Raw genomic sequence first — 24,011 nt, forward strand, 5'->3', positions numbered from 1 at the left:
CGGACATCCTGCCCGTGGACGGCGCCCCGCGCCGCCAACATGGGCGGAACGCCCATGCCACGCAAAGGGACAAGATTCCCGTACCACCACCCGCACCTCGCGCCCGATCAAAAGCTGATTCGCTCCGCTCTCGCCCGCCGTCGCCTGCTTCTGCTGGAACTCACCCCGCGAGATCGACAAGCTCCTCCGCTGCCGGCGCGCCGCCGCCGCAATTTTTGATATGCGTCTTTTCCGAACGAGTTTCCTTCGCCCTGCTGTTTCCTGCGCGTGCGTGTTGCTCGCCGGCTTGACCACGGCCGCGTCCGCCGCGGTCTCGCCGCCTTCCCTCGCGGTCCCCGCCTTTCCCGGCGCCGAGGGCGCCGGAGCACACACGCCCGGCGGCCGCGGCGGTCAGGTGTTGTTTGTCACCAACCTCGACGACTCCGGCCCCGGCAGCCTGCGCGCCGCCTGCGAAACCGCCGGCCCGCGCACGATCCTCTTTCGTGTCAGCGGCACCATTCAGCTGAAACGCCCGCTCATCGTCACGAAACCGTTTCTCACGATCGCCGGCCAGTCCGCGCCCGGCGACGGAATCTGCCTGCGCGACTATGCATTCGGCGTCGCCACCCACGACGTCGTGGTGCGCTATCTCCGCTTCCGGCTCGGCGACGAAACCGCGCAGGAATCCGACAGCGCCGATTTCTTCCTCGGCGCCCGCAACTGCATCTTCGATCACTGCTCCGCGACGTGGTCCATCGACGAATGCCTCTCGCTCTCCGGTCGGGTCACCGACGTGACGGTGCAATGGTGCCTCATCGGCGAGCCCCTGCACGCAAGCAAACACAAGAAGGGCGCCCACGGGCTCGGTTCGCTTTCCCGCGCCATCGGTCCGGTCACGTGGCACCACAATCTCTGGCTTCACACGCACTCGCGCAATCCGCGGCTCGGCGACAACTATGGCCAGCCGCCGTATCCGTCTTTCGACGTCCGAAACAACGTGGTCTATAACTACATTTCAACCGCCGCCGGTCTCACGCAGGGCACGTTCACGGTCAACTACGTCGGCAATTACCTCCGCCCCGGCCCGGACACGCGCACGTCGAAACCCATCCAGATCGGCTTCCCGTCCAATCTCGAGTTCTACCTCGCCGGCAACGTGCTCGATGGCGACGAGGCGCTCACGGCCGACAATCGCGCGATGTTCAGCGCCACCGAAGCGGACGGCCGCGTGCAGGTGCGGTTTCAGGCGCAGCCGTTCCCCGCCGCGCCCGTCACCACGACCTCCGCCTCCGCGGCCTTCGAACAGGTGCTCGCCGAGGTTGGTGCCTCACGGCCGCGGCGTGACGTCGTCGACGCGCGTTTGGTGGGCGATGTGCGCCAACGTTCCGGCCGGATCATCAATTCCCAAACGGAGGTCGGCGGCTGGCCGTTGCTGAAATCCGCCGCTCCTCCACTGGATTCCGATCAGGACGGCATGTCCGACGACTGGGAGCAGGCGCATCAGCTGAATCCTCGCGACCCCGCCGACCGCAACGACGATCCGGGCCGCGACGGCTACACCCATCTCGAGGAATTCCTCAACCAGACCGATCCGCACGCCAGCTAGTCGTCCGCCAATGCGTGCGTGGGAGCGCGGGCGTCTCGCTTGCTCCTATTCCGCGCAACCCCGCCGCCACGCCCTCACTCGCGCAAAAATCCTCGCCCGCTCGAGTGCGCGGCGCATCGTCTGACGCAGCGCGTCGCGCGTTCGCGGCCGTCGTCGTTCATGTCCTCCCGCCCCGGCTCCTCGTCCCCCTCCACCCCCGCCGATCCGTTCGCGCTGCCGGCCCGTTGGCTGTATCCGCTGCTCTTCCTCGTGGCGCTGGCAGCCTATTGGCCCGCGCTCGGTGGCGGCGTGTTGTGGGACGACCTTGGTCACCTCACCCGCCAGGATCTGCGCTCGTTCGATGGACTCGGCCGCATTTGGTTCGAGATCGGCGCCACCCAGCAATACTATCCGCTGCTGCATTCGGCGTTCTGGCTGGAGCATCGGCTGTGGGGCGACGCGACGCTCGGCTATCATCTCACGAACGTCTTCCAGCACGCCCTCGTCGCCTGTTTGTTCGCCGCGTTGCTGCGCCGGCTGGCCGTCCCCGGCGCCGCGCTTGCCGCCCTGCTGTTTGCGCTCCATCCGGTGGGCGTCGAGTCCGTCGCGTGGATCTCGGAACAGAAGAACACCCTCTCCGCGATCTTCTATCTCGCCGCCGCGCTCGCGTATCTGCAGTGGCACGGGCGTCCCGCCCGTGAATCCATGTTGGGCGTGGCACGGGGGCCAGATCCGGCTCGATCCCCGACCGAAACGCCCGCGCCACCTCGTTCTGCGCCCCCGCTTGCGTGGGAGCGCGGCCGTCCCCGGCCGCTCTTCGGGTATTTCTTCGCCACCTTTCTTTTTCTCTGCGCTTTGCTGACGAAAACCGTCACCGCCACACTACCGGCGGCGCTGCTGGTGATCTTCTGGTGGCGCCGCGGCAAGCTCGGCTGGCGGCACGACGTGGTGCCGCTGCTTCCGTGGTTCGGCCTGAGCATTGCCGGCGGCGCGCTCACCGCACACTTCGAACGCACGCTCATCGGCGCGCAGGGCGCCGCGTTCGATCTTGGCTGGATTGAGCGTGGCCTGCTGGCCGGTCGCGTGGTGTGGTTCTACCTGGGCAAACTTCTCTGGCCAGCTGAGCTGAGTTTCATCTATCCGCGCTGGCACGTCGACGCCACCGCCTGGTGGCAATGGCTCTTCCCGCTCGCCACCCTCGCGGTATTGGCGGTGCTTTGGCGTATCGCCCACTCCGGCTCCCAACCCTCAACTCTCAACTCTCAACTCTCCGCCCCTGCCCTCCGTAGGCTTGGCGAAGGAGGGCGCCGCGCTCCGCTCGCCGCGGCACTCCTCTTCGGCGGCACGCTGTTTCCCGTCCTCGGTTTTTTCAACGTCTACCCGTTCGTCTTTTCCTACGTCGCCGACCACTTCCAATATCTCGCCGCGCTCGCCGTCTTCGCCTTGGTCGCCGCGGCGATCGCCCACGCTGCGGTGCGCTGGACTCGTCCCGCCGCCCTCTCCAGCGCGGGCGTGATCCTGCTGGTGCTCGGCGCGCTGACCTGGTCGCAGGCCGCCATCTATCGCGACGGGTTCAGGCTCTACCGCGACACCCTCGCGAAAAACCCCGATTGCTGGATGGCGCACAACAACCTGGCGATGTTGCTCACCGAATCCGGCCGGCCCGCGGAAGCGATTCCGCATCTCGAGCAGGCGCTCCGGATCCGACCCGACTATCCGCAGGCGATGAGCAATCTGGGCGACGATCTCATCCGGCTCGGCCGGTCGCGGGAAGCGATTCCGCACCTCGAGCGCGCGCTGGCGCTTCAGCCGGACTACGTCCAGGCGCACAACAACCTCGGCACGGCGCTGCTCACGCTCGATCGGGCGGCCGAGGCGATCGCGCATTTCGAACGCGCCGTGCAGCTCGACCCGCGCTACACCATGGCTCACTACAATCTCGGCCTCGCGCTGGCCCAGACGGATCGGGTGCGGGAGGCCATTCCTCACTTCGAGCGCGTCGTCACCCTGCAGCCCACTCATGCGCACGCCGAGCTCAGCCTCGCCTACGCCCTCGCCTCCACTGATCGGTTCAGCGAATCCATTCGGCACTTCGAGCGCGCGCTCGAGCTCGAACCCGATTCCGTCGAAGCCCATCAGACCTACGCGCGGATGCTCGCCCGACACGGACAGCTCGACCAGGCGCTCCCGCATTTCCGCGCCGTCGTGGAGCTGATGCCACAGTCCGGCGCGGCGCATCGCGACTTGGGCTTTGCGCTCCGTCAGCTCGGCCGCAGCGACGAAGCCATGCCGCACTTTCTCGAAGCGCAGCGGCTCGGCGAACGATAGCGTCGCCGCACCGGGCGACTGCCCCCCCGCGTCAGCATCCACCGGCGGGCCTGTCCTCCGCTCTTGCGGCGTCCCGCTCGAATTCGATACTTGTGCTCTGGAATTCGGATTTGTTTCGGATTTCGAGCTTACGATTTCGGATTTCCCCATGTCTCCCCTCTCACGGCTGTTCATCTTTCTCACCCTCGCCGGTCTCAGTTCCCTCTCCGCGGACGTGGTTCAGCGCGACCTCGTCTACGGCGAAGCTGGCGGCGAACGGCTGCTCCTCGACGCGCACGTGCCCGACGGCGCGGGACCATTCCCGATCGCGATCCTCGTCCACGGCGGCGGCTGGAGCGGCGGCGACAAGTCTGGCAGCGATAAACCGGGCAACGGCGCCGACATCACCCCGTGGTTCGCTCCGCTCACCGCGGCCAACTACACGTGGTTCTCCATCAATTACCGGCTCGCGCCGAAACACCGCTGGCCAGCGTGTTTCGACGACGTGCAGACCGCGATCCGCTGGGCCAAGGCGCACGCCGCCGAATTCAAGGGCGATCCCAAGCGCATCGCGCTCTTCGGCCACTCCGCCGGCGGCCACCTCGTCGCGCTCGCCGGCGTGCTCGCCAACGACGACACGCGCATTCAGGCCGTCGTCGGCTACGCGCCGGTCACCGACTTCGAGTCCGAACTTCCGCGCCGCGGCGGACTCAGCACTTCCCTGCAAGCACTGCACAACCGCGACGCCGTGGTCACTCCTGAAGCGCTGCAGCTGCTCCGCGACACTGCGCCGCTCAATCACATCAAACCCGGTCTTCCGCCGTTCCTCATTCTGCACGGCGATGCTGACAAGACCGTCTTCTACAGCCAGTCGCTCGAGTTTCAGAAACGGATGCGCGCGGCCGGCAACACCTGCGATCTCATCACCCTCCCCGGCGCCCCACACGGTTTGCTGAAGTGGTCCGAGTTCGCGCCCGACTACACCGATCGGATGATCGCCTGGCTCGACGGCACCCTCGGCCGCAGCGCGTCGTCCAATTCCACTGCACCCGACGCCAACAGCCATTTTCACGTAATACGTGAAATTAGCTCCCCCGCGCCGGCGGCGCCCGCGGCCTCGGCAGCGGTCCCCCGCGAAACCGACCAACGACATTTTCACGTAATACGTGAAAATGGCTCGGCCCCGGAGGAAGCCGCGACAGCGGCGCTCAAGCTCTGGTACCGCCAACCCGCCGCCCAGTGGGTCGAGGCGCTGCCCGTCGGCAACGGCCGGCTCGGCGCGATGGTGTTCGGCGGCATTCAGCAGGAGCGGCTGCAGCTCAACGAAGACACGCTCTGGGCCGGTGGACCCTACGATCCGGCCAGTCCCGAGGCGCGCGCCGCACTGCCGGAGATTCGCCGGCTGATTTCCGCCGGCAACTACGCTGCAGCGCAGCAACTCACGCAGGGAAAATTCATGGGGCGGCCGATCGTGCAGATGCCGTATCAGACGGTCGGTGACCTCATGATCACCCAGGCCGGCAGCGAACAGGTGGCGAACTACCGCCGGGAACTCGACCTCGACACCGCCATCGCCCGCACGGAGTACGTGCTCGGCGGCGTGACGTTTGTTCGGGAGGTGTTCGCCAGCCCGGTCGACCAGGTAATCGTGATCCGGCTCACCGCATCGCGGAACCCGCCGCGGCCGGAATGGGGCGGTCCATTGAGTTTCACGCTGGCCTTCCAAAGTCCGCAGCGCGCCACGGCCGCCGCCGACGGCGCCGAGCTGGTCCTGTCCGGCTCCAACAGCGACGCCGCCGGCATCAAAGGCCGGCTGAAGTTCGAGGCCCGCGCCCGGCTGATCGTCGAAGGCGGCGCCGTCGTCGCCGACGGCACCGATCTGCAGGTGCAGGGCGCGCATGCAGCCACCATCCTGCTGGCCGCGGCGACAAGCTATCGCCGCTACGACGACGTCAGCGGCGATCCCGCCGCGCTGAATCGCGCCACGCTCGCTGCGGTCGCGACCAAACCTTATGAAGCGATCCGCGCCGCCCACGTCGCCGAGCACCAGCGGCTCTTCCGCCGCGTCTCGCTCGATCTCGGCACCAGTTACGCCGCGCAACTGCCCACCGACGAACGCGTCCGCCTCTCCACCACCAGCGTCGATCCCGCGCTCGCCGCGCTTTATTTCCAGTACGCGCGTTACCTGCTGATCTCCTCGTCCCGACCGGGCAGCCAGCCGGCAAACCTGCAGGGCCTCTGGAACGATCATGTCACCCCGCCGTGGGGTTCGAAGTACACGATCAACATCAACACCGAGATGAACTACTGGCCGGCCGAGGTCGCCAACCTCGCCGAATGCACCGAGCCGGTGTTCAGCATGATTCGCGATCTCACCGAAACCGGCACGAAGATGGCGCAGGCTCAGTATGGCGCGCGCGGCTGGGTGGTGCATCACAACACCGATCTCTGGCGCGCCGCCGCGCCGATCGACGGCGCTTTTTGGGGCATGTGGCCGACCGGCGGGGCCTGGCTCTGCCGCACCGCGTGGGAACATTACCTCTACAGCGGCGACCGCGAGTTCCTCGCCCGGATCTACCCCTGGCTGAAAGGCGCGGCCGAATTCTTCCTCGACACGCTGGTCGAAGAACCGCGCCACCGCTGGCTCGTCACGAGTCCCTCGATCTCGCCGGAAAACGCGCACCACCCGGGCGTCACGATCAGCGCCGGACCCACGATGGACGAACAGATCATCCGCGACCTGTTCTCCGAGGTGATCACCGCCAGCGAACAGCTCGGCGTGGATGCGGACTTCCGCCAAAAGGTCGCGGCGGCCCGCGCCCGGCTCGCGCCGAACCAGATCGGCGCGCAGGGCCAGCTGCAGGAATGGGTCGAGGACTGGGACGCGATCGCGCCCGAGCAAGACCACCGGCACGTCTCGCATCTCTACGGGCTGTTCCCCAGCGATCAGATCGATCCGCGCACCACGCCTGAGCTGGCCGCCGCCGCAAAGAAAACGCTCGAAACCCGGGGCGACATTTCCACCGGCTGGGCCATCGCCTGGCGGCTCAATCTCTGGACGCGGCTCGCCGACGCCGAGCGCGCCTACAAGATCCTGCGCGCGCTGCTGGCGCCCGAGCGCACCTATCCGAACCTGTTCGACGCGCATCCGCCCTTCCAGATCGACGGCAACTTCGGTGGCGCAAACGGCATCGCCGAGATGCTGCTGCAATCGCACCGCGGCGAGATCGAGTTGCTGCCCGCGTTGCCCAAGGCGTGGCCGACGGGTTCCGTCAAGGGCCTGCGCGCGCGTGGCGGATTCGAAGTCGACCTCGCCTGGGCCAACCAGCAGCTCGTGAGGGTCGAGCTCCGGTCCGCGTCCGGCGGCACGGCGCGCGTGCGCTGCGGCTCGCACACCGCCGAGGTCACCGTGCCCGCGGGCGGACGGATTCAACTCGGCGCAGAGCTGCGCTAGCCTGCCGTCGACCCGCCGCCCGAAGCAACGGCGGACCACGATGCGACTTACAACCGCATTGACGTAGCTCGATCGTCGTTTCGAGCTGTCAACCGGACACCCCCTTCGCTCTTCCCCGCTCCGTGCCTGCGAACGCCACCCTCCAAGACGTAGCCGATCGCGCCGGCGTGCATCGCTCCACCGTGGCGCTTGCGCTGCGCGACAGCACGCGCATCTCTGCCACCACGCGCCGACGGGTGCAGGCCATCGCGCAGGAACTGGGCTATCAGCTGAATCCCCTCGTCGCCGCGCTGATGAGCACCCGGCGTTCGGGTCATGCGGTGAAGGACGTCGTGCTCGGTTACGTGACCAATTACCCGACGCGTTACGGCTGGCGCCCCGAGCATCACGACCGGCCTGACTACTTCCCCGGCGCGGCGCAGCGGGCGCAGGATTTCGGCTACAAGGTCGAGCACTTCTGGCTGCGCGAGCCGGGCATGAGTCCCGCGCGGTTCGCCGCCATCCTGCGCGCCCGCAGCATCTATGGCCTGATCATCGGCCGACTGCCGCCGGGCGAACACACCCTGGACCTGCCCTGGACGCAGTTCTCCGCGGTCGCGCTCGGCATGACCCTCCAGTCGCCGCGGCTGCACCATGTGACCGAAAACCATTTCGAGGCCGCCTCCCTCGCGATGCGCCAGTGCATCGATCGCGGCTACCGCCGGATCGGCTTCGTGTTTTCCGAGGCGAACGACAGCCCGCAAGTCGGCGAACGCTGGCTCAGCGCCTACGCCGGCGCGTTGCTGCGGCTCGCGTCCGCGGACCGGCTGCCCGTTTGTCCCGGCGACCCGGCCACCGAATCCGATTTCGCCCGCTGGTTCACCAAGCACCGGCCGGATGCGTTGCTGGTCACGCACGCGCGACCGGTGCTCAGCTGGCTGCGCGCGCTGGGCCGTGAAGTGCCGCGCGATGTCGGGCTCATTGACCTCGCCGGCGATCATCCGGAACTCGACTGCGCCGGCGTCTATTGCGGCGCGGACCGGATCGGGGCGGTCGCGGTCGAGATGTTGATCGGCTTACTGCATCGCAGCGAAATCGGCGTGCCCGCGTTGCGACACGAAATCCTGCTCACTGGCGAATGGCGCGAAGGACTCACGCTCCCGCCGCGACGGGACGTTGAGGAACAGAGAAAGAAGTGACGGCACTCAGGTAGGGCGCGTCCTGCTGGCCAGCAGAACGCTCCGCGCCGCGAGTACCTCTGGTCGTCGCAGCGGTCCCGCGGCCGCGGGACCACCCCACTCGGCGTCACTGCTTCGGGTAAGTTTCGGTAGAAACGATCCGAAAACCTCGCGCCATAGGAACGCCTCTCCGAGGCGCCCGCAGGCTCCCGCGCTACATTCCCCCCACCCCGCCCTCTTCCCATTCGACAATGCGCACGCGCCTCGCCCTTGCGGCGCGTCCGTCGCTCGCATCTGGAATGACCCGCCCCCATGCGATTCTTCCCCGCCGCATTCATCGTCGTTTCCGGGCTCCTCGGCCCGTTGTTCGGCGCGACCGTTCAGCCCTCCGCCGAGCCGGAACCCATCGCGCCAATTCGCGCGCCGTTCCCGATGCCGCAACTCGCCCGGCCGACCTTCCCCGCGCGCGTCGAGGACATTCGCGATCATGGCGCCGTCCCCGGCGGCAAAACGAAGAACACCGCCGCGTTTGCCCAGGCGATCGCCGCCTGCGCCGAAGCCGGCGGCGGCCGCGTGCTCGTCCCCGCGGGGCGCTGGCTGACCGGCCCGATTCACCTGCGCAGCAACATCGAACTGCATCTCGCCCAGGACGCCGAAGTGATTTTCAGCGACCGGTTCGAGGATTACCTGCCGGTCGTGCTCGTCCGGGTTGGCGGCATCGAGCTCTACAACTACTCGCCGTTCATCTACGCGCGCGACTGCACCAACGTCGCGATCACCGGCCCCGGCCGGCTCAACGGCAATTCGCAGCGCTGGTGGGCCTGGAAAACCAAGGAGACGAAGCGCATCTTCAGGCTCGCCCCCGACGGCGTCCCGGTCGAGCAGCGGATCTTCGGCACGCCCGAGGCCGCCATCCGGCCGAACTTCGTCGTGTTCTTCAACTGCCGCAACGTGCTCATGGAGGGCTTCACCATCGGCGGCGGACCCAACTGGACGATCCATCCCGTTTACTCGGAAAACATCATCATCCGCCGCGTCCACGTCCTCACCGAGGGGCCGAACAACGACGGCATCGACCCCGATTCCTGCCGCAACGTGCTCATTGAACACTGCGTCTTCGACACCGGCGATGACTGCGTCGTCCTCAAGTCCGGTTACAACGAGGATGGCTGGCGCGTCGCCCGCCCGACCGAGAACGTCGTCATGCGCTGGTGTTCGAGCGCGCGCGGCCACGGTGGACTCGTCGTCGGCAGCGAGATGTCCGGCGACGTCCGCAATGTCTACATGCACGACTGCGACTTCGCCGGCACCGATCGCGCCGTCCGGATCAAATCGCGCCGCGGCCGCGGTGGCGTCGTGGAAAACATCTGGGCCGAAAATCTGCGCGTTCGCGACATGCAGCAGGAGGTCGTCATTCTCAACATGGACTACGGCGCCGATCGCAACCAGGCGTTCACCGAAAAACCGCCGCTGTTCCGCAACATTCACGTGCGTCGCGTCACCGCCGACGGCGCGCCCGCCGCCATCCGCATCGCCGGACTCGCCGACTCGCCGATCGAGCACGTCACCTTCGAGGATCTGACGATCCAGTCGACCCGCGGCGTCATCGCCCAGCATGTCCGCGGACTCACCTTCGCGAATGTCGCGATCGGGCCGCGTATCGGCCCGGTGTTCGAGCTCACCGACGCGCAGGACGTGCTCGTCCGGACCCGTGGCACGGGCGTCCCGCCCGTGGCTACAGCCACCGACACGCCTGCCAGTGCTCCGCGGAATGCGTTCCTGCAGGTCGCGGGCGCCCGTTCGGACAACATCCGAATCGAAACCGCTGTCGCCGACGCGACTCCCGCCATTCAGCGCGCAGACGACGTCGCCCCCGACGCGGTCAGCATCGTTCCGTTGTCCGCCGACCCCGCCGTCGTCCCGGAGGCGTGGCCGCAGTTTTAGGTCCCCGCCCTTCCTGCCCTCGCCTCACTCAGGTTCACCGCCGTGCGCTTGAAAGCCACCCTCGATGACGTCGCCCGGACCGCCGGGGTTCACCGCAGCACGGTGTCGCTCTCGCTGCGCGATCACCCGCGCATTCCGGTGCGTACCCGCGAACGCGTGAAAGCCGTCGCCCGTGAACTCGGCTACCAGATTGATCCGCTTGTCGCGGCGTTGATGCAGCTCCGGCGTTCCCCGCGGCCGCACCAAGCTCCTGCCCTCGCTTTCGTGCGGCTTGGCCCGCCGAACGCGACCCTCGCGCCCGGTGACATCGACTACCTTCCGGGTGCCGCGGCCCGGGCCCGCGAATGCGGGTTTCGGCTGCTGCGCTTCGACGACAGGGACGCCGCCGCCCGGCCGCTGGCCGACGAATTCTCCGTCCGTGGCATCAAGGGCGCGCTCATCGATTCGACCGCCGCGACGGGGCGCGCGGAGTTGCTCACGGGCGACGGCTTTTCCTGTCTCTCGATCGGGCCGCAGGTCACGCCGTCGCTGCATCACGTGGCGGAAAATCATTTCGACGCCGTCGGCGAGGCGCTTCAGCGCGCGGCGGAGCGCGGCTACTCGCGGATCGGATACGTCCCGGCCGCGCCGACGGCGGCGTGGCGTGCCGAGCGCGCACTCGGCGCCTATACGATCCACCAGTTGCGGCAGCCGGCCGGCGCCCGGCTGCCGGCCTGCCCCGGGAGTCCCGCCACGTATTCACTTTTCGAGCCGTGGTTCCTCGCGCACGCGCCGGCCGCGCTGCTCACCGACGATCCCGCGCTCGTGCGCGATTGGCTGCGGCAATTGGGACGACGCGTGCCCGACGACGTCGGGCTCGTGAGCGTGCGGGCGGGTGGCGAGGCCGATTGCAGCGGTTTCTATCCCGATCCCGCCATCACCGGGGCGTTCGCGGTGGACGCGCTCCTCGATCTGATGCGCCAGCACGAAACGGGTATTCCCGCGGTCGCATACGAAATCCTGCTCGGCGCGGCCTGGCGCGAGCACGACACGCTGCCGCTGCGTGCACCCGCCGCCGTATGCCCCGTGGCGTCGTCCTCGGCGTGAGGCGCAGACGCTGAGCCGGCCTCGTGCAGTCGGAAGTGGAGCCCGACGTCCTCGTCGGGCTGGTTTGAGAGGAACGTACTTGAAGCCCGATGGGGACATCGGGGTCCACCATTTGGTCGGTACATTTTCCGCGAACGGAGAGCCCCACGACATCGTCCCGGCTTGGTTCCGCGGCTCCTTGAAATCGAAAAGGACCGCAGAATGCACCGAAGCTCTTCTGTGTTTTTTGTGCCTCTTGTGGCCATGCCCACGATGATTCGTCACGACCGCGCCTCACAGTCTAGCGACTATCCGAAAACCTGTCGCGATCGCCGATTTCCCCGGTAGGGCCGGTGCTCGCCGCCGGCCGGGAACGCGTTTGGTCCTCCGTTTTATTTCACGGCTACCGGCCAGCGGCAGCCCTACAACTTGCACCGCGCGGTTTCCGGGCAGCCTCTAAAGCGATCGGGGACAAAACCCTTTGCGCGCGCGAATTCGACAATGCGCGCGTTGCAGCCGCTTGAGCCGGCGGGACGCCGGGATTGCCATCCGGCGTTCGCTCCGCGCGCGGTCTCCGCCGTGCGATGCTTCCCCCTCAACCCCCAGTGATAGCAGAACCAAACCCGTTCGCGTGATTTCGCTCCGCGGCTGCGCTGCGCATCCGCCCTCGATCGAGCCCGCGCGCGCGGCTGGTTGGCCAACCTCCTCAGCTTATTCCAGACATGAACCGTAGACCAAGCCACCACCGTCTCCGCACGCCCCTCGCCGCATCCTTCTTGTTCTGCGCGGCCGCGGCACTCGCTCAAACCGCCACGCCCGCAGCCGACGCCAGCGCCAAAGAAGACGAGGCGATCATCCTCTCGCCGTTCGAAGTCGTCGCCGACACCAAGGGCTACTACTCCGCGAACACGATGTCCGGCACCCGCTTCAACACGAAGCTGCAGGACCTCGGCGCTTCCGTCAGCGTCATGACGACGGAGCAGATGCACGACTTCGCGATGACCGACCTCAACGACGTGTTCCTTTACATGGCCGGCGTCGAGGGCACGGGCACCTACTCGGACTTCGTGACCAACCGCAACGGCGAGGTTCTCGACAACGTCTCGATGAACCCGACCCAGGCCAATCGCATCCGCGGCATCTCTGCCGCCAACATCTCGTATGGCAACTTCGAGACGATGGCCCGCACGCCGCTCGATCCGCTGGTCCTCGAGGGCGTCGAGGTCAACCGCGGTCCCAACGCGAACGTCTTCGGCCTCGGCAATCCGTCCGGCACGGTCAATCAGGTCCCGGTCTCGGCCAATTTGACGCGCGACCGCATGACCGTGGAAGCCCGCGTCGACGACTGGGACGGCCATCGCGCCAGCGTCGACGTGAACAAGGTCGTGTTGAAGCACAAGCTCGCCCTCCGTTTCAGCGCGCTGGACCAGGAGGAAGGCTTCGTCCGCAAACCGTCGGGCATCGATACCCGCCGCTACAACGGCATGATCCGTTTCCAGCCGTTCAAGAATACCACGATCAACGCCTCCTATCTCTACTACGAGAGCGAGGGTCGCCGGCCCAACTACGCCACGCCCCGCGACTTTGCCTCTTACTGGTTCGAGAGCGGCAAGCCGGGCTGGGATCCCGTGCGCCAGATGATCGTCAAGGCCGACGGCACCACCTACGGTCCGTTCGTCAACGACAACTTCCTGAACACCGACATCGGCTACGCGCTGCAACGCTCGGGTGGCCAGTTCCAGCGCAGCAACGTCTTCGTCGATCGCGACGGCATCACCTACTGGACCACGCCGACCAACAACACCGGCACCACCCCCGCCGCCAACACCGGCACCGGCGCCAATTTCATCCGTCTCCTCGGGTCGAGCCCCGGGCCCGGCGGCGCCACCGGCAAGTTCACCAACCAGCCGCTCTTCAAGGCCGTCCCCGGCGTTTCCAACAAGGACATCTACGACTACGAAAACATCAACCTGGCGTCGCCCGACTATCGCTGGGATGAGAGCGAGACCTATCTGGTCACGCTGGACCAGTTGTTCCTCAACACGCCCACCCAGACCCTCGCCGCGCAGCTCGGTTTCTTCCGCGAGGACGCCGATCGCTATCAGCAGTTCCCCGTCGGCAATGCCGGCGGCGGCGGCCAGAACGGCCAGCTCTGGGTCGACGTGAACAAATTCAATCTCGACGGCTCGGTGAATCCGAACTTCGGCCGCACGTACATCGGCGTCGGTGAGCCGGTCTACTCGTACTATCCGGAAAAGTGGGACACCTATCGCGGCCAGCTCGCCTACCGCTACGATTTCACCCAGTCGGATCGCTGGACGAAGTGGCTCGGCACGCATCAGCTTACGGGCTACTCCGAGTACAAGTACCGCCTCGCCCGGAAATACTCCTACCGCGACACGATCACGTCGGATCATCCTTGGTTGGCGGAGGGCCAGCCCGGCGTCGTCGGGAATTTTGCCCGCGCCAATCAGGCCAACATCACCGGCGGTCCGCAGGCGGGCCCGAACATCATTCGCGAGTTCTACCGGTTCTACGTTGGCGACGATCAGGGCGGCGACATCGACTACGCGCCCGGCCAGATCATCCCCGGTACCTACGACTTCGTCTGGGGCACGACCGGCAACTGGCGGCATGAGAAGACCACCCTTGGACAACTGGCCACCACCAACAACACCGGCGGTCCGAACAACCTGAAGCGCATCATCAAGACCAACGGCGGCGTGATCCAGAGCCACTGGCTCGACGGCAAGTTCGTCTCCACCTTCGGCCTTCGCCAGGACCTGGTCTACGCGAAGCAGGGCATGACCCCGCAGCAGCTGCTCAACAACAACACCGAGCACGACTTCAAGCAGATCAACTCCTGGGAGCCGGACTACCGCTACAGCAGCGGCAAGACCAAGACCATGCAGTTCGTCGCCCGCCCGTTCCGCGATCTCGGTTTCGTGAATCGCTGGGCTCAGGGCACCGGCTTCACCCGGTTCTTCGGCACGCTCCTTCGCGATTCAGCGATCACCTATAACAAGTCCGACAACTTCATCCCCGCGCCGCCGGCCATCGACCTGTTCCTCAACCCGCTGCCGAATCAAACCGGCGAGGGCGAGGACATCGGCGTTTGGTTGAACATGTTCGACAACAAGCTCGTCGTTCGCGTCAACCACTACGACAACACGCAGATCAACGCCCGCGATGGCGACGCCAACACGATCGCCCAACGCGTGCTCCGGCTCGAGTTCTATGCCAACGACCGCCACCAGTTGTTCAACCGCGCCCGCGACTGGCACCTGCTGCAAAATCCCGCGGCCCCCGTCGGCCAGGCGGAAGACTCCGCCCTGCAGCTGATGAAGTTGTCCCGCGGTCAATTCGACCTGCTGCTGGACAACGCCAACGCCGGCACGCTCGCCGCCACCAACGACATCCAGGCGAAGGGTACGGAAATCGAAATCAACTACAACCCCACGTCCTACTGGACGATCTCCGCCAACGGCGAGGAGAAGCGCTCCATCAACCAGAACGTCTCTTCGACGGTGCAGGACTGGATCGATCTGCGCATGCCCATCTGGACCTCGGTCGTCGACCCGATCAGCGATCCCAACATGATCCTGGGCACGGATCGAAACACTCAGGGTTGGGCGACCGATGCCACCAATCCGAACCGCCTCTGGTGGCTCCACCGCTACGGCGGCGGCTCGCAGAGCCCAGCCGAAAACTTCGCGGTCAACGTCGAGGCGCCGTGGTCCGTCATCCGCGAGACCGAGGGCAAGGCCCGTCCGCAGGTCCGGCGCTACGCCGCCCGGCTGAGCACGAACTTCCGGCTCGAAGGCATCACCAGCCACAAGCTGCTCAAGAAGTTCAGCGTCGGTGGCGCCTTCCGCTGGGAGGACAAGGGCGCGATCGGTTATTACGGCGTGGCCGACAGCCAAGGCATCTATCGCAGCCTCGACGCCAATCGTCCGATCTGGTCTGACGCCACCACCGACATCGACGCGTTCATCACGTATCGGACGAAGCTGTTCCACGACCGCGTGGGCGCGACGTTCCGGCTCAACGTGCGCAATCTCACGCGCGGCGGCGAACTGCAGCCGACCGATGCTCTGCCGGATGGCACGCCGCTGACCTTTCGCATCATCGACCCGCGTCAGTTCATTCTGACCGCCAGCTTCGATCTCTAGTTTTGGTGTCTGTTTGCGGCGGCGCCGGTCGTTCCCGGCGCCGCTTTTTTTCGCCCCGGCCCTCCCTGCTGTTTTCGGAGCTCGCCCACCCTCGCTCCCATGCGCCGTCTGCATTCGCGTCGCCCGCCCTCCATGGTGAGAGCGCCGCTCGCTGCGCCCTTGCCGATTCCCTCTCGCGCGATCGCCTGGCCGCTCGCGTGCGTCACCGTCTTCTCGCTCCTCTGCGGCGCTGCCCTCCGTCCGCCGCACCTGTCGCAGCCGCCCCGGGCGATTTTCACGTACTACGTGAAACCAGCCCGGCCTCAACCCGCGCACCACGCCCGAGCTCGCAACGGGCGCCCGCCGAGCCTTGAACCGATTCGACGATGAGCGCATCCGGCAGGTTGGGGCGGACCCCGCGATCCTCCATCGTCGTTTGATCCAGTCACCGTGCCGCCTGCCTCCGGCATGAGTGTGCACGCCCTCTTTTGATGAACCCCTCGCCTGCCTCCACCGTCGCGTCTCCCGGCCGCTTCCGCTGGGCGATCTGCGCGCTGCTTTTCTTCTCGGTCGCGCTGAATTACATCGATCGAAACATCATCGGGATTCTGAAGGGCCCGCTGAGCAAGGAACTCGGCTGGAGTGAAACCGACTACGCGCACATCGCCTCCGCCTTTCAGTTCGCCTATGCGTTCGGCTATCTTTTCGGCGGACGACTGATGGACTGGATCGGCGTGAAGCGCGGGCTGCCGTTCGCGGTGCTGCTTTGGAGCCTCGCCGCGGGCGCCCACGGACTTTGCTCGCTGCTGCCCGCCAACGAAACGCTCACGCTCTCGCTTGCGTGGCTCTCGCTTGGAGCGTTCACCGTGCCCGTGACGGTGTTCGGTTTCATGGCTGCGCGCATCGCGCTCGGCCTCGCCGAGGGCGGCAACTTTCCCGGGGCAATCAAGACGGTCGCCGAGTGGTTCCCGGTCAAGGAACGCGCGCTCGCCACCGGTCTGTTCAATGCCGGCACCAATATCGGCGCGATCTTGTGCCCGTTCGCCGTGCCGCGGCTGTACGCCGCATGGGGCTGGCCCGCCACGTTCTACGTCACGGGCGCGCTCGGACTCGTCTGGCTGGTCGCCTGGCTGTGGATCTACGAAAATCCCGAGAAACATCCGCGGCTTTCCGCGGCGGAGCGCGAGTACATCCGCTCTGGCCAGCCGGCCACCGCGGAGAAAAAAGTCTCCGTCCCCTGGCTGTCGCTGCTGGGCTACCGCGCCGTATGGGCCTACATCGCCGCCAGCATTCTCGCCGGTCCGGTCTGGAACATCTACATGTTCTTCCTCCCGGATTTCCTGCAGAAAAATTTTCAGCTCGATCTCGTCGCCGTCGGCGACTGGACCGCGGTGTTTTATTTCATCGCGTCGTTCGGCGGGGTCGCCGGCGGCTGGCTCTCCGGCCGGCTGATCGGCCGCGGCTGGTCGCTTAATCTCGCGCGCAAGCTCACCCTCCTCTGCTGCGCTCTCGCCGTGGTGCCGATCTTCCTCGCGCCGAGCATGCCCAACGTCCTGCTCACCGTCCTCATCGTCGGCCTCGCGGGCTCCGCGCATCAGGGCTGGTCCGCCAATCTGTTCAGCTTCGTCTCCGACACGATGCCCAAGGCCGCCATCAGCTCGGTCGTCGGGCTCGGCGGATTCGTCGCCTATTTCACCGGCGGCGTGATGACCGAAGTCATCGGCCTGATTCTCCAGAAGACCGGCAGCTACGCGTCGATTTTCGCCGCCGCCTCGCTGCTCTACCTCGCCGCTCTGCTCGTCCTGCACCTCCTCGTGCCGCGGATCGGACAACCGGTCCCTCCAGCACCGTTCTCCTCGCCATGATCCTCCCAACGCAGTCAACCGCCGACAACGCGAAGACCCTCGGGAGGTCGGCCCTGCCCCTTTGATCTGCCCGCGCTCTTTGCGGGTACTTTTGGGAATGCTCCGCCCCTTTAGCCTCATGACCCTGCTTTCGACTGCGCTCGCCGCGTCTGTCACTTCCGCCGTCCCACCTTGGGCGGCCGATCTCGGCGACGGCACCTACCGCAATCCGGTACTCTACGCCGACTACTCGGATCCTGATGCGATCCGCGTCGGCGACGACTACTGGCTCATCTCGTCGAGTTTCAGCCACGTGCCCGGGCTGCCGATCCTGCACTCGCGCGACCTGGTCAATTGGTCGCTCGTCGGTCACGCGTTGCCGCGGCTGGTGCCCGAGACGGCGTTCGCCACGCCGCAGCCCGGCAAGGGCGTCTGGGCCCCCGCGATCCGCCACCACGCGGGCCGGTTCTGGATCTATTATCCCGATCCCGATTTCGGACTCTATGTCCTCACCGCCGATGATCCGCGCGGTCCGTGGTCAGCACCCACGCTCGTGAAAGCGGGGCGAGGGCTGATCGATCCGTGTCCGTTGTGGGACGATGACGGCTCGCTTTATCTGATCCACGGCTGGGCCCACAGCCGCGCAGGGTTTGCCAACGTCCTCTCGCTGCTCCGGCTCAGCGCCGACGGCACGCACGTCGAGGAGGATCTCGGCATCCTGATCGATGGCCACAAGGTCCCGGGCTGCACTACGCTCGAAGGCCCAAAGCTCTACCGGCGCAATGGCTGGTATTACGTCTTCGCGCCCGCCGGTGGCGTGAAGCAAGGCTGGCAATCCGTGTTCCGCGCGCGCGCGCTGACCGGACCCTACGAGCATCGCATCGTCCTCGCGCAGGGCACCACGCCGATCAACGGACCGCATCAGGGCGCGCTCGTCGATACGCCGACCGGCGAAGAGTGGTTCCTGCACTTCCAGGATCAGCACGCCTACGGCCGCGTCGTGCACCTGCAGCCGGTCGTGTGGAAAAACGACTGGCCCGTGATCGGCAACGATCCGGACGGCGACGGCACCGGGGAGCCGGTACTCGTTTTCCGCAAACCCGACGTAGGGCCGGCGCTCGCCGGCGGTGAGCCTGTCGAATCCGCGGCCGGCCGGGAAACCCCCGACCACCGCTCGACTGCCGGCCAGCGGCAGCCCTACGAGACACCTTTGCCCGTCGGAGCCGCTCGCGTCGCGCCACCGCTTGCCGCCATTCCCTGTTCCGACGAGTTCGCCTCGCCGGAGCTCGGCTTGCAGTGGCAATGGCAGGCAAACCCGCGCGCCGAGTGGCTCTCGCTCACCGCGCGGCCAGGCTGGTTGCGGCTGTTCGCGCACCCCGTCGCGACTGGCAATCTCTACCACGCCCCGCAGCTGCTCCTCCAAAAGCTCCCCGCGCCCGCGTTCACCGTCACCACGAAGCTCGACTTCACTCACGCTGCCGCCGGCGACGCCGCCGGACTGATCGTGTTCGGCTACGACTATGCGTGGCTCGGCGTCCGCGACGGGAAGCTTGTCCACGTCGTCGTGAAACACGCGCACCAGCAACCGGTGCGGACCGAAACCCCGCTCGAGGTTCCCGTCGCGGGTCCTTGTTTCCTGCGCCTGGTCGTCCGCGAGGGCGCCCACTGCGAATTTTCCCACAGCACCGACGGCCGGCACTACACGCCCATCGGCACTCCCTTCGTTGCGAACGTTTCGCGCTGGGTCGGTGCCAAGATGGGCCTGTTCGCCGCCGGTCCGGGCAGCTCCGCCGCCGATTGGGAATTCTTCCACGTCGAGCCCGTGAGTGCGCGTTGATCCGCCGATCGCACCGCCGCGGCGCATCCGGTGTGGCACGGGTTGCTCGCCCGCGCTCAGCCCATCTTCACGACGGCACTCCCGTGCCCCGCTGCACCTCGTCGACGCTTGCGTGGGAGCGCGGGCGTCTGGTGGAGTGACATAAATCCGCTTACACTTTTTCGCACCAAGCCGGGTTCGTTTGTCTTGAAGAGGAAGCCATGAGGCTTGGGGAGGGTTGAGGGAGGGGCGCAGCCCCTCCCTCACCTGAACCTACGAACGGGGACGAGGCCGGATCTGGTTAGCCGCGGGTCGATCGTGCCCAGCAGGAGGGAATCGAAGTGTACGCGGTAAAGCTGCCGGTAAGGGGTGAACGCCACGGTCAGGCCAACGAAGGCCCGACCGATGTGGCGATGGCTGCCGTCCAGCTTCACGTAGCCGTGAGGCCTGACCCGGCGAGTGACGCAGCCGAGCGGGTACTGTGGCGGCACGAGTCGGGGCAGCAGCCGGGTGCTCGGGCGGTAGAGGCTGGCCGGAGTGCGTCCGGCCAAACCCTCATGCGGACGGTCGTGGTTGTACCGGCCGCACCAGCGCTGCAGGCGTCGGACTTGCGCGCCGTAGGAGCGGGACACGGGCGTGGCGGCCTCGGCCTTGAGCATGCGGTGCATCTGCTCGTGAGCGTTGTTGTCGAGGCGGCGTTTGCGGCTGACAAACTGCACTTCGATGCCCAGCCGCTGCCACCATAGGCTCAGCGCGGTCAGGCCATACGGCCCGCTGCCGCAAAACGGCGTGCCGCGGTCAACCCGAATCGCCTGCGGCACGCCGAAGCGGCGGAACAGCCGCGCGAACACGCGGCGGACCACCGGCTCGCTCTGCCGGGGCACGGGATGGGCCGTAAGCATGAAGCGGCTGTACAGATCGCGCACCGTTAAAGCCAAGATCCACGCTCCGTCTTTGGTGTAAAAGTCTCCCTTGAAGTCCGCGGTCCAGACCGCGTTCACTCGCTCGGCGAGCACGGTGGCGGGCCGCCCCGGTCCGGCTCTAAGCTTGCGACGTCGCTGGTGCACGCGACCGGCGGCTACCAGCCACCGGTGGAGCGTCCGGCTACACGGCACTCGCTCGCCGGGATGCGTCCGCTCGAGCCACCACCGCAACTTGGGCGCACCCCAACTGGGCCGCGCCTGACGCGCGAGCAACACGCGCGCGTGCCACCGCGCCAACGCCTGGCTCACCTGTTTGGGGCGGCCCGGTTGTCGCGCAACCAGCCCGTTTACCCCCTGAGCCACATACCTCGCCGCCCACTTGTAAGCGGTCGTGCGGCTCACGCCAAACCGCGCGCACAACGCGGTCACCGACACCGTGCCTCGCGTCATCTCCCGAGCGAGAGCCTGACGCTGCTGCTCCGCCGTTTTGATCTTCCAGGGCATCGCACCCCAGAAAAAGTGTCAGCGGATTTATGGCACTAAGTGTAAACGAATATGTGGCACTGTGCCCTCCCGGCCGCTCCGTTCTTGCCCCTCGACGCAACACCTTGTTGGCTCCTGCTGCCTCGCGCCGGAACCCCGCACTCTCTGTGACGCATGCCTTGGATGGCGAACTGACGCATATCAACGATGAGCGCAGTCCGTGGATTGGGCTGCGCCGACCGGCGGGTATGCTGAGCGCGACGATAGGGATGGCCTGCCCCGCTGCACACCGTCCGATTTTCTGTCCCATAGTTTGCATGGACATCCCCTCGCCTCCCTTCCTTTAGCATCTCTCTTATGCTGGCTTGGTCACGTGCGTCCTGCGCCGAAGCGTCGGACAATCCGCGACCTCTTCCAAAACCAACATGAAATCCCCTGATTATCTTCAGCAACTCTTCGGTCTGAGCGGCAAAGTCGCCGTCGTCATCGGCGGCACCGGCGAATTGTGCGGCGCCATGGCCGAAGGCCTGGCCGGCGCCGGCGCCGAGGTCGTGATCGTCGGCCGCAATGCCGAGAAGGCCAAGGCCCGGATCGACAAGATCGCCGCCGCCGGCGGCAAGGCGTGGTTCCACGCCGCCGAGGCCACGAGCAAAGCCGAAGTGCAGGGCCTCCTCGATGCCGTGCTGAAAAAATCCGGCCAGGTCGACGTGGTCGTCAACGGCGCCGGCATCAACTCCGCCACGCCGTTCTTCGACATCAGCGAGGAGGAGTTCGAGCGCATTCTCCGTGTCAACGTCAAGGGCGTGTTCCTCGGCTGCCAGGTGTTTGGCAAATACCTCGTCGAGCGCGGCCAGGGCGGCTCGATCATCAACCTCGGCTCGATGTCCGGCGTCGTGCCGCTTTCCCGCGTGTTCACCTACTCCGCCTCCAAGGGCGCGGTGCACAATCTCTCGCTCAACCTCGCGCGCGAATGGGCGCCGCACCGCGTGCGCGTGAACGTCCTCGTCCCCGGTTTCTTTCCCGCCGAGCAAAACCGCAAGGTGCTCACGCCCGACCGCGTCACCGCGATCATGGGCCACACGCCCGCCAAGCGCTTTGGCGAAGCGCGCGAGCTGATCGGCGCCACGCTGCTGCTCGCCTCCGACGCCGCCGGCTCGTTCATCACCGGCGAAGAGCTGATCGTCGACGGCGGCTACCACGCGATGACGATCTGAAAAATCTCAAACGCCAACCTCCCAAGCTCCAAAGAATACCCGCGGGACCAGAGAGCCAACCTCCCGATCTCTTTGGTGTTTGGGTTCTGGCGTTTGGAATTTTCTACCCCCGAGTCCCGATCTCCGGCCTTCGTTTCCGCCCCTCAACTCTCATCCCTCAACTCTCAACCGATCGGGCACTCCGCTCTCAGCTCTCGGCTCTGGACTCGCCGCTCTCAGCTCTGGACTCCCCTCTCATGAACCCCATCAATCAATTCCTCCTCACCCACAATCTGCGGATTGCGCAGAACCCGTGCGTCAGCCCGGACTTCTGCCTCGATTGGGGTGCGCTCAGCGGCAAGATCGTCGCCGGGGCTCCGCTGCGCCACTGGCCGCGCAGCCGGTTCCAGACCGCCGCCGGCACGTGGTCGCTGCTGGAGGACGATGTTACCGGCGATTGCGCCTGGCAGCTGGAGGCGCGCACGCCCGGCACGATCGCCGGGCTGCTCGACGGTGGCGTGGCGCTCGACGGCTCGCTCGCAGTGTATCCCGCCACGTGGACGAACCTGCTCCGGTTGAAAAATCTCGTGCAGGAGCACGATGCCGCCTCGACGATCTTCCCCTCCGCCGCCGGTAACCTCGGTCAGAGTACGCTCGGCGTCGGCGCCCGGTTCACCACCCTGCACTGGCCCGCCGTCGACTGGGCGATGAGCGCGCTCGATCTCGGCGTCACCGCCAACCAGAACTCGATCCCGCGCGAGCTGGTTTACGACGTGAACGCCATGCTCGCCGGCCAGCTCGACACCGTGCCGTTCCCTTTCATCGGTACCAACGTCCCGGAAGGTCACCAAGGCCAGAGCGTCGAGGGCATGAGCCACGGTTGCGTGCTCACCAAGCTCAAGACCGGCTTTCACCAGCGCAAGATTCCGTGGAGCTTCAACGCCGACCACCAGCCGATCGGCGGCAAGTTCGACGCGCGTGAGGACCAGCTCGTCACCGGCTGCGTGCTCGCCAGCTACATCACGTTCGACCTCTCGCCCGAGCTCGCGCTCAACCAGCCCGCGAAACTCAGCGACGTGCCCGCTGACCTTGTCCAGAAGGTCCGCGCGCGCGTCGCCGCCGTCGGACTGCAGCTGAACGACGCCGACTTCAACGCGCTGCTCACCAAGGTGTGGCCCTCACTGCAGAAGATGCAGCGCCGCGACGAGAAATACGCCGCCGCCCGCGCCAAGCTGTTCACCACCGCCGCCGGCCGCGCCTATCTCCGCGAGCTCTCGATCGACGAACTTCCCGGGCTTACGACGCCCGAGACCACCGCGATCATGCTCGCGCTGTGCGAGACGATGGGGATGAAGATCAACTTCGTCGCGCCGGCGTTCGGTTTTCAAAAGAACATGCCGTACCCCGACAATGCGGCGCTGCGGGCGTTGATCCAGAAGCAGTGGGACGTCTGCAAAAAGTTCGACGCGAGCATCGGCTTCCATTCGGGCTCCGGCAAATCCGCCGAAAATTACCAGGTCATGGGCCAGGTCACGGGTGGCCGGCTCGAGATCAAAACCAGCGGCCGCTACACCTATGAGATGGGCAAGGCGCTCTTCGCCTCGAAGAATGCCGCCGATCATGCGCTGTGGCAGGATTGGTACAAGTTCACCGTCGAGCTCGCGCTCAAGGGCGCCGTTAGCACCGACGCGACCGAACAGAAGATGGCGCGCAGCTTCATCGTCGACGCGCTGAGCAAGTCCGGCAAACCGACCGATGTGTTCGCCTCGCCAGCCGCCACGCGCCAGGCAATCGAGGCGCTGCCGCCGAGCCCCGAGCACATGTTCTGGTTCGAATACAACTTCCTCTACGTGCTCGCTGGCGGCGGCAAACCGGAGAAATCCGCGCTCGGTGACCACTCGCCCGCGGGCTACCAGCAGCGCGCGCGGTTTTATTCGATCAGCGAGGAAGGCCGGCTGCTCTTTGCCAAAGGCATCGCCAGCTACCTGATCTTCCTCGCCGAAAACACCGGCCTTGCCACCAAGGAACGCTGCGCCGCCGCCGCGAAACTCCTCGCCGGCTACACCTCGCTCCGCGCCATGCTCAGCGACATCGCGCGGTAGCTCGTCCC

At 66.5% G+C, this 24,011-nt stretch carries 12 protein-coding genes and 1 pseudogene; 12 read left to right on the forward strand and 1 reads right to left on the reverse strand.

Features of this window, described 5'->3' with window-relative positions:
• Positions 1 to 220 precede the first annotated feature (220 nt).
• From OTER_RS21625 to OTER_RS21665, 10 genes and pseudogenes are all read left to right on the forward strand, one after another.
• Positions 221 to 1,585: a pectate lyase family protein gene (locus OTER_RS21625; RefSeq protein WP_012377081.1), complete on the forward strand. Its 1,365-nt coding sequence runs from the start codon at positions 221 to 223 to the stop codon at positions 1,583 to 1,585.
• A 159-nt stretch (positions 1,586 to 1,744) separates the two neighbouring features.
• On the forward strand, positions 1,745 to 3,892 hold the full coding sequence (locus OTER_RS21630) for a tetratricopeptide repeat protein (RefSeq protein ID WP_012377082.1): 2,148 nt from the start codon (positions 1,745 to 1,747) through the stop codon (positions 3,890 to 3,892).
• 148 nt (positions 3,893 to 4,040) lie between these two features.
• Positions 4,041 to 4,880, forward strand: a pseudogene (locus OTER_RS27090) (alpha/beta hydrolase); the annotation flags it as partial.
• Between the two features lie 66 nt (positions 4,881 to 4,946).
• A complete protein-coding gene (locus OTER_RS21635) occupies positions 4,947 to 7,325 on the forward strand; it encodes a glycoside hydrolase family 95 protein (protein ID WP_425496022.1) in 2,379 nt (792 codons plus the stop codon).
• A gap of 122 nt (positions 7,326 to 7,447) precedes the next feature.
• Positions 7,448 to 8,503, forward strand: a complete 1,056-nt coding sequence (locus OTER_RS21640) for a LacI family DNA-binding transcriptional regulator (protein ID WP_012377084.1) — start codon at positions 7,448 to 7,450, stop codon at positions 8,501 to 8,503.
• 291 nt (positions 8,504 to 8,794) lie between these two features.
• Positions 8,795 to 10,426 carry a glycoside hydrolase family 28 protein gene (locus OTER_RS21645; protein WP_012377085.1) on the forward strand — a complete coding sequence of 544 codons (1,632 nt, stop codon included), beginning with the start codon at positions 8,795 to 8,797 and terminating at the stop codon, positions 10,424 to 10,426.
• 42 nt (positions 10,427 to 10,468) lie between these two features.
• Positions 10,469 to 11,512: a LacI family DNA-binding transcriptional regulator gene (locus OTER_RS21650; protein ID WP_012377086.1), complete on the forward strand. Its 1,044-nt coding sequence runs from the start codon at positions 10,469 to 10,471 to the stop codon at positions 11,510 to 11,512.
• Positions 11,513 to 12,213: 701 nt separating this feature from the next.
• Entirely contained in the window at positions 12,214 to 15,663 is a 3,450-nt protein-coding gene (locus OTER_RS21655) for a TonB-dependent receptor plug domain-containing protein (protein WP_012377087.1), read from the forward strand.
• Between the two features lie 470 nt (positions 15,664 to 16,133).
• Positions 16,134 to 17,507 (forward strand): MFS transporter, encoded by a 1,374-nt coding sequence (locus tag OTER_RS21660; RefSeq protein ID WP_012377088.1) that lies wholly within the window; start codon positions 16,134 to 16,136, stop codon positions 17,505 to 17,507.
• Between the two features lie 118 nt (positions 17,508 to 17,625).
• Positions 17,626 to 19,323, forward strand: a complete 1,698-nt coding sequence (locus OTER_RS21665; RefSeq protein ID WP_044891941.1) for a glycoside hydrolase family 43 protein — start codon at positions 17,626 to 17,628, stop codon at positions 19,321 to 19,323.
• A gap of 242 nt (positions 19,324 to 19,565) precedes the next feature.
• Here OTER_RS21665 and OTER_RS21670 read toward each other — a convergent pair whose 3' ends face one another.
• Positions 19,566 to 20,729 (reverse strand): helix-turn-helix domain-containing protein, encoded by a 1,164-nt coding sequence (locus OTER_RS21670; RefSeq protein WP_012374564.1) that lies wholly within the window; start codon positions 20,727 to 20,729, stop codon positions 19,566 to 19,568.
• A gap of 404 nt (positions 20,730 to 21,133) precedes the next feature.
• Here OTER_RS21670 and OTER_RS21675 point away from each other — a divergent pair, with 404 nt between their 5' ends.
• Positions 21,134 to 21,922, forward strand: a complete 789-nt coding sequence (locus OTER_RS21675) for an SDR family oxidoreductase (RefSeq protein ID WP_012377090.1) — start codon at positions 21,134 to 21,136, stop codon at positions 21,920 to 21,922.
• A 236-nt stretch (positions 21,923 to 22,158) separates the two neighbouring features.
• Positions 22,159 to 24,003, forward strand: coding sequence for a tagaturonate epimerase family protein (locus OTER_RS21680; RefSeq protein WP_012377091.1), 1,845 nt, complete (start codon positions 22,159 to 22,161; stop codon positions 24,001 to 24,003).
• Positions 24,004 to 24,011: the final 8 nt, after the last annotated feature.

It is taken from the genome of Opitutus terrae PB90-1 (assembly GCF_000019965.1).
GTDB lineage: Bacteria > Verrucomicrobiota > Verrucomicrobiia > Opitutales > Opitutaceae > Opitutus > Opitutus terrae.

Bases quoted from the DNA above. Each gene is read 5' to 3' on its own strand.
- OTER_RS21625 (WP_012377081.1), top strand. From the start codon at position 221: ATGCGTCTTTTCCGAACGAGTTTCCTTCGCCCTGCTGTTTCCTGCGCG.
- OTER_RS21630 (WP_012377082.1), top strand. From the start codon at position 1,745: ATGTCCTCCCGCCCCGGCTCCTCGTCCCCCTCCACCCCCGCCGATCCG.
- OTER_RS21645 (WP_012377085.1), top strand. From the start codon at position 8,795: ATGCGATTCTTCCCCGCCGCATTCATCGTCGTTTCCGGGCTCCTCGGC.
- OTER_RS21655 (WP_012377087.1), top strand. From the start codon at position 12,214: ATGAACCGTAGACCAAGCCACCACCGTCTCCGCACGCCCCTCGCCGCA.
- OTER_RS21660 (WP_012377088.1), top strand. From the start codon at position 16,134: ATGAACCCCTCGCCTGCCTCCACCGTCGCGTCTCCCGGCCGCTTCCGC.
- OTER_RS21665 (WP_044891941.1), top strand. From the start codon at position 17,626: ATGACCCTGCTTTCGACTGCGCTCGCCGCGTCTGTCACTTCCGCCGTC.
- OTER_RS21670 (WP_012374564.1), bottom strand. From the start codon at position 20,729: ATGCCCTGGAAGATCAAAACGGCGGAGCAGCAGCGTCAGGCTCTCGCT.
- OTER_RS21675 (WP_012377090.1), top strand. From the start codon at position 21,134: ATGAAATCCCCTGATTATCTTCAGCAACTCTTCGGTCTGAGCGGCAAA.
- OTER_RS21680 (WP_012377091.1), top strand. From the start codon at position 22,159: ATGAACCCCATCAATCAATTCCTCCTCACCCACAATCTGCGGATTGCG.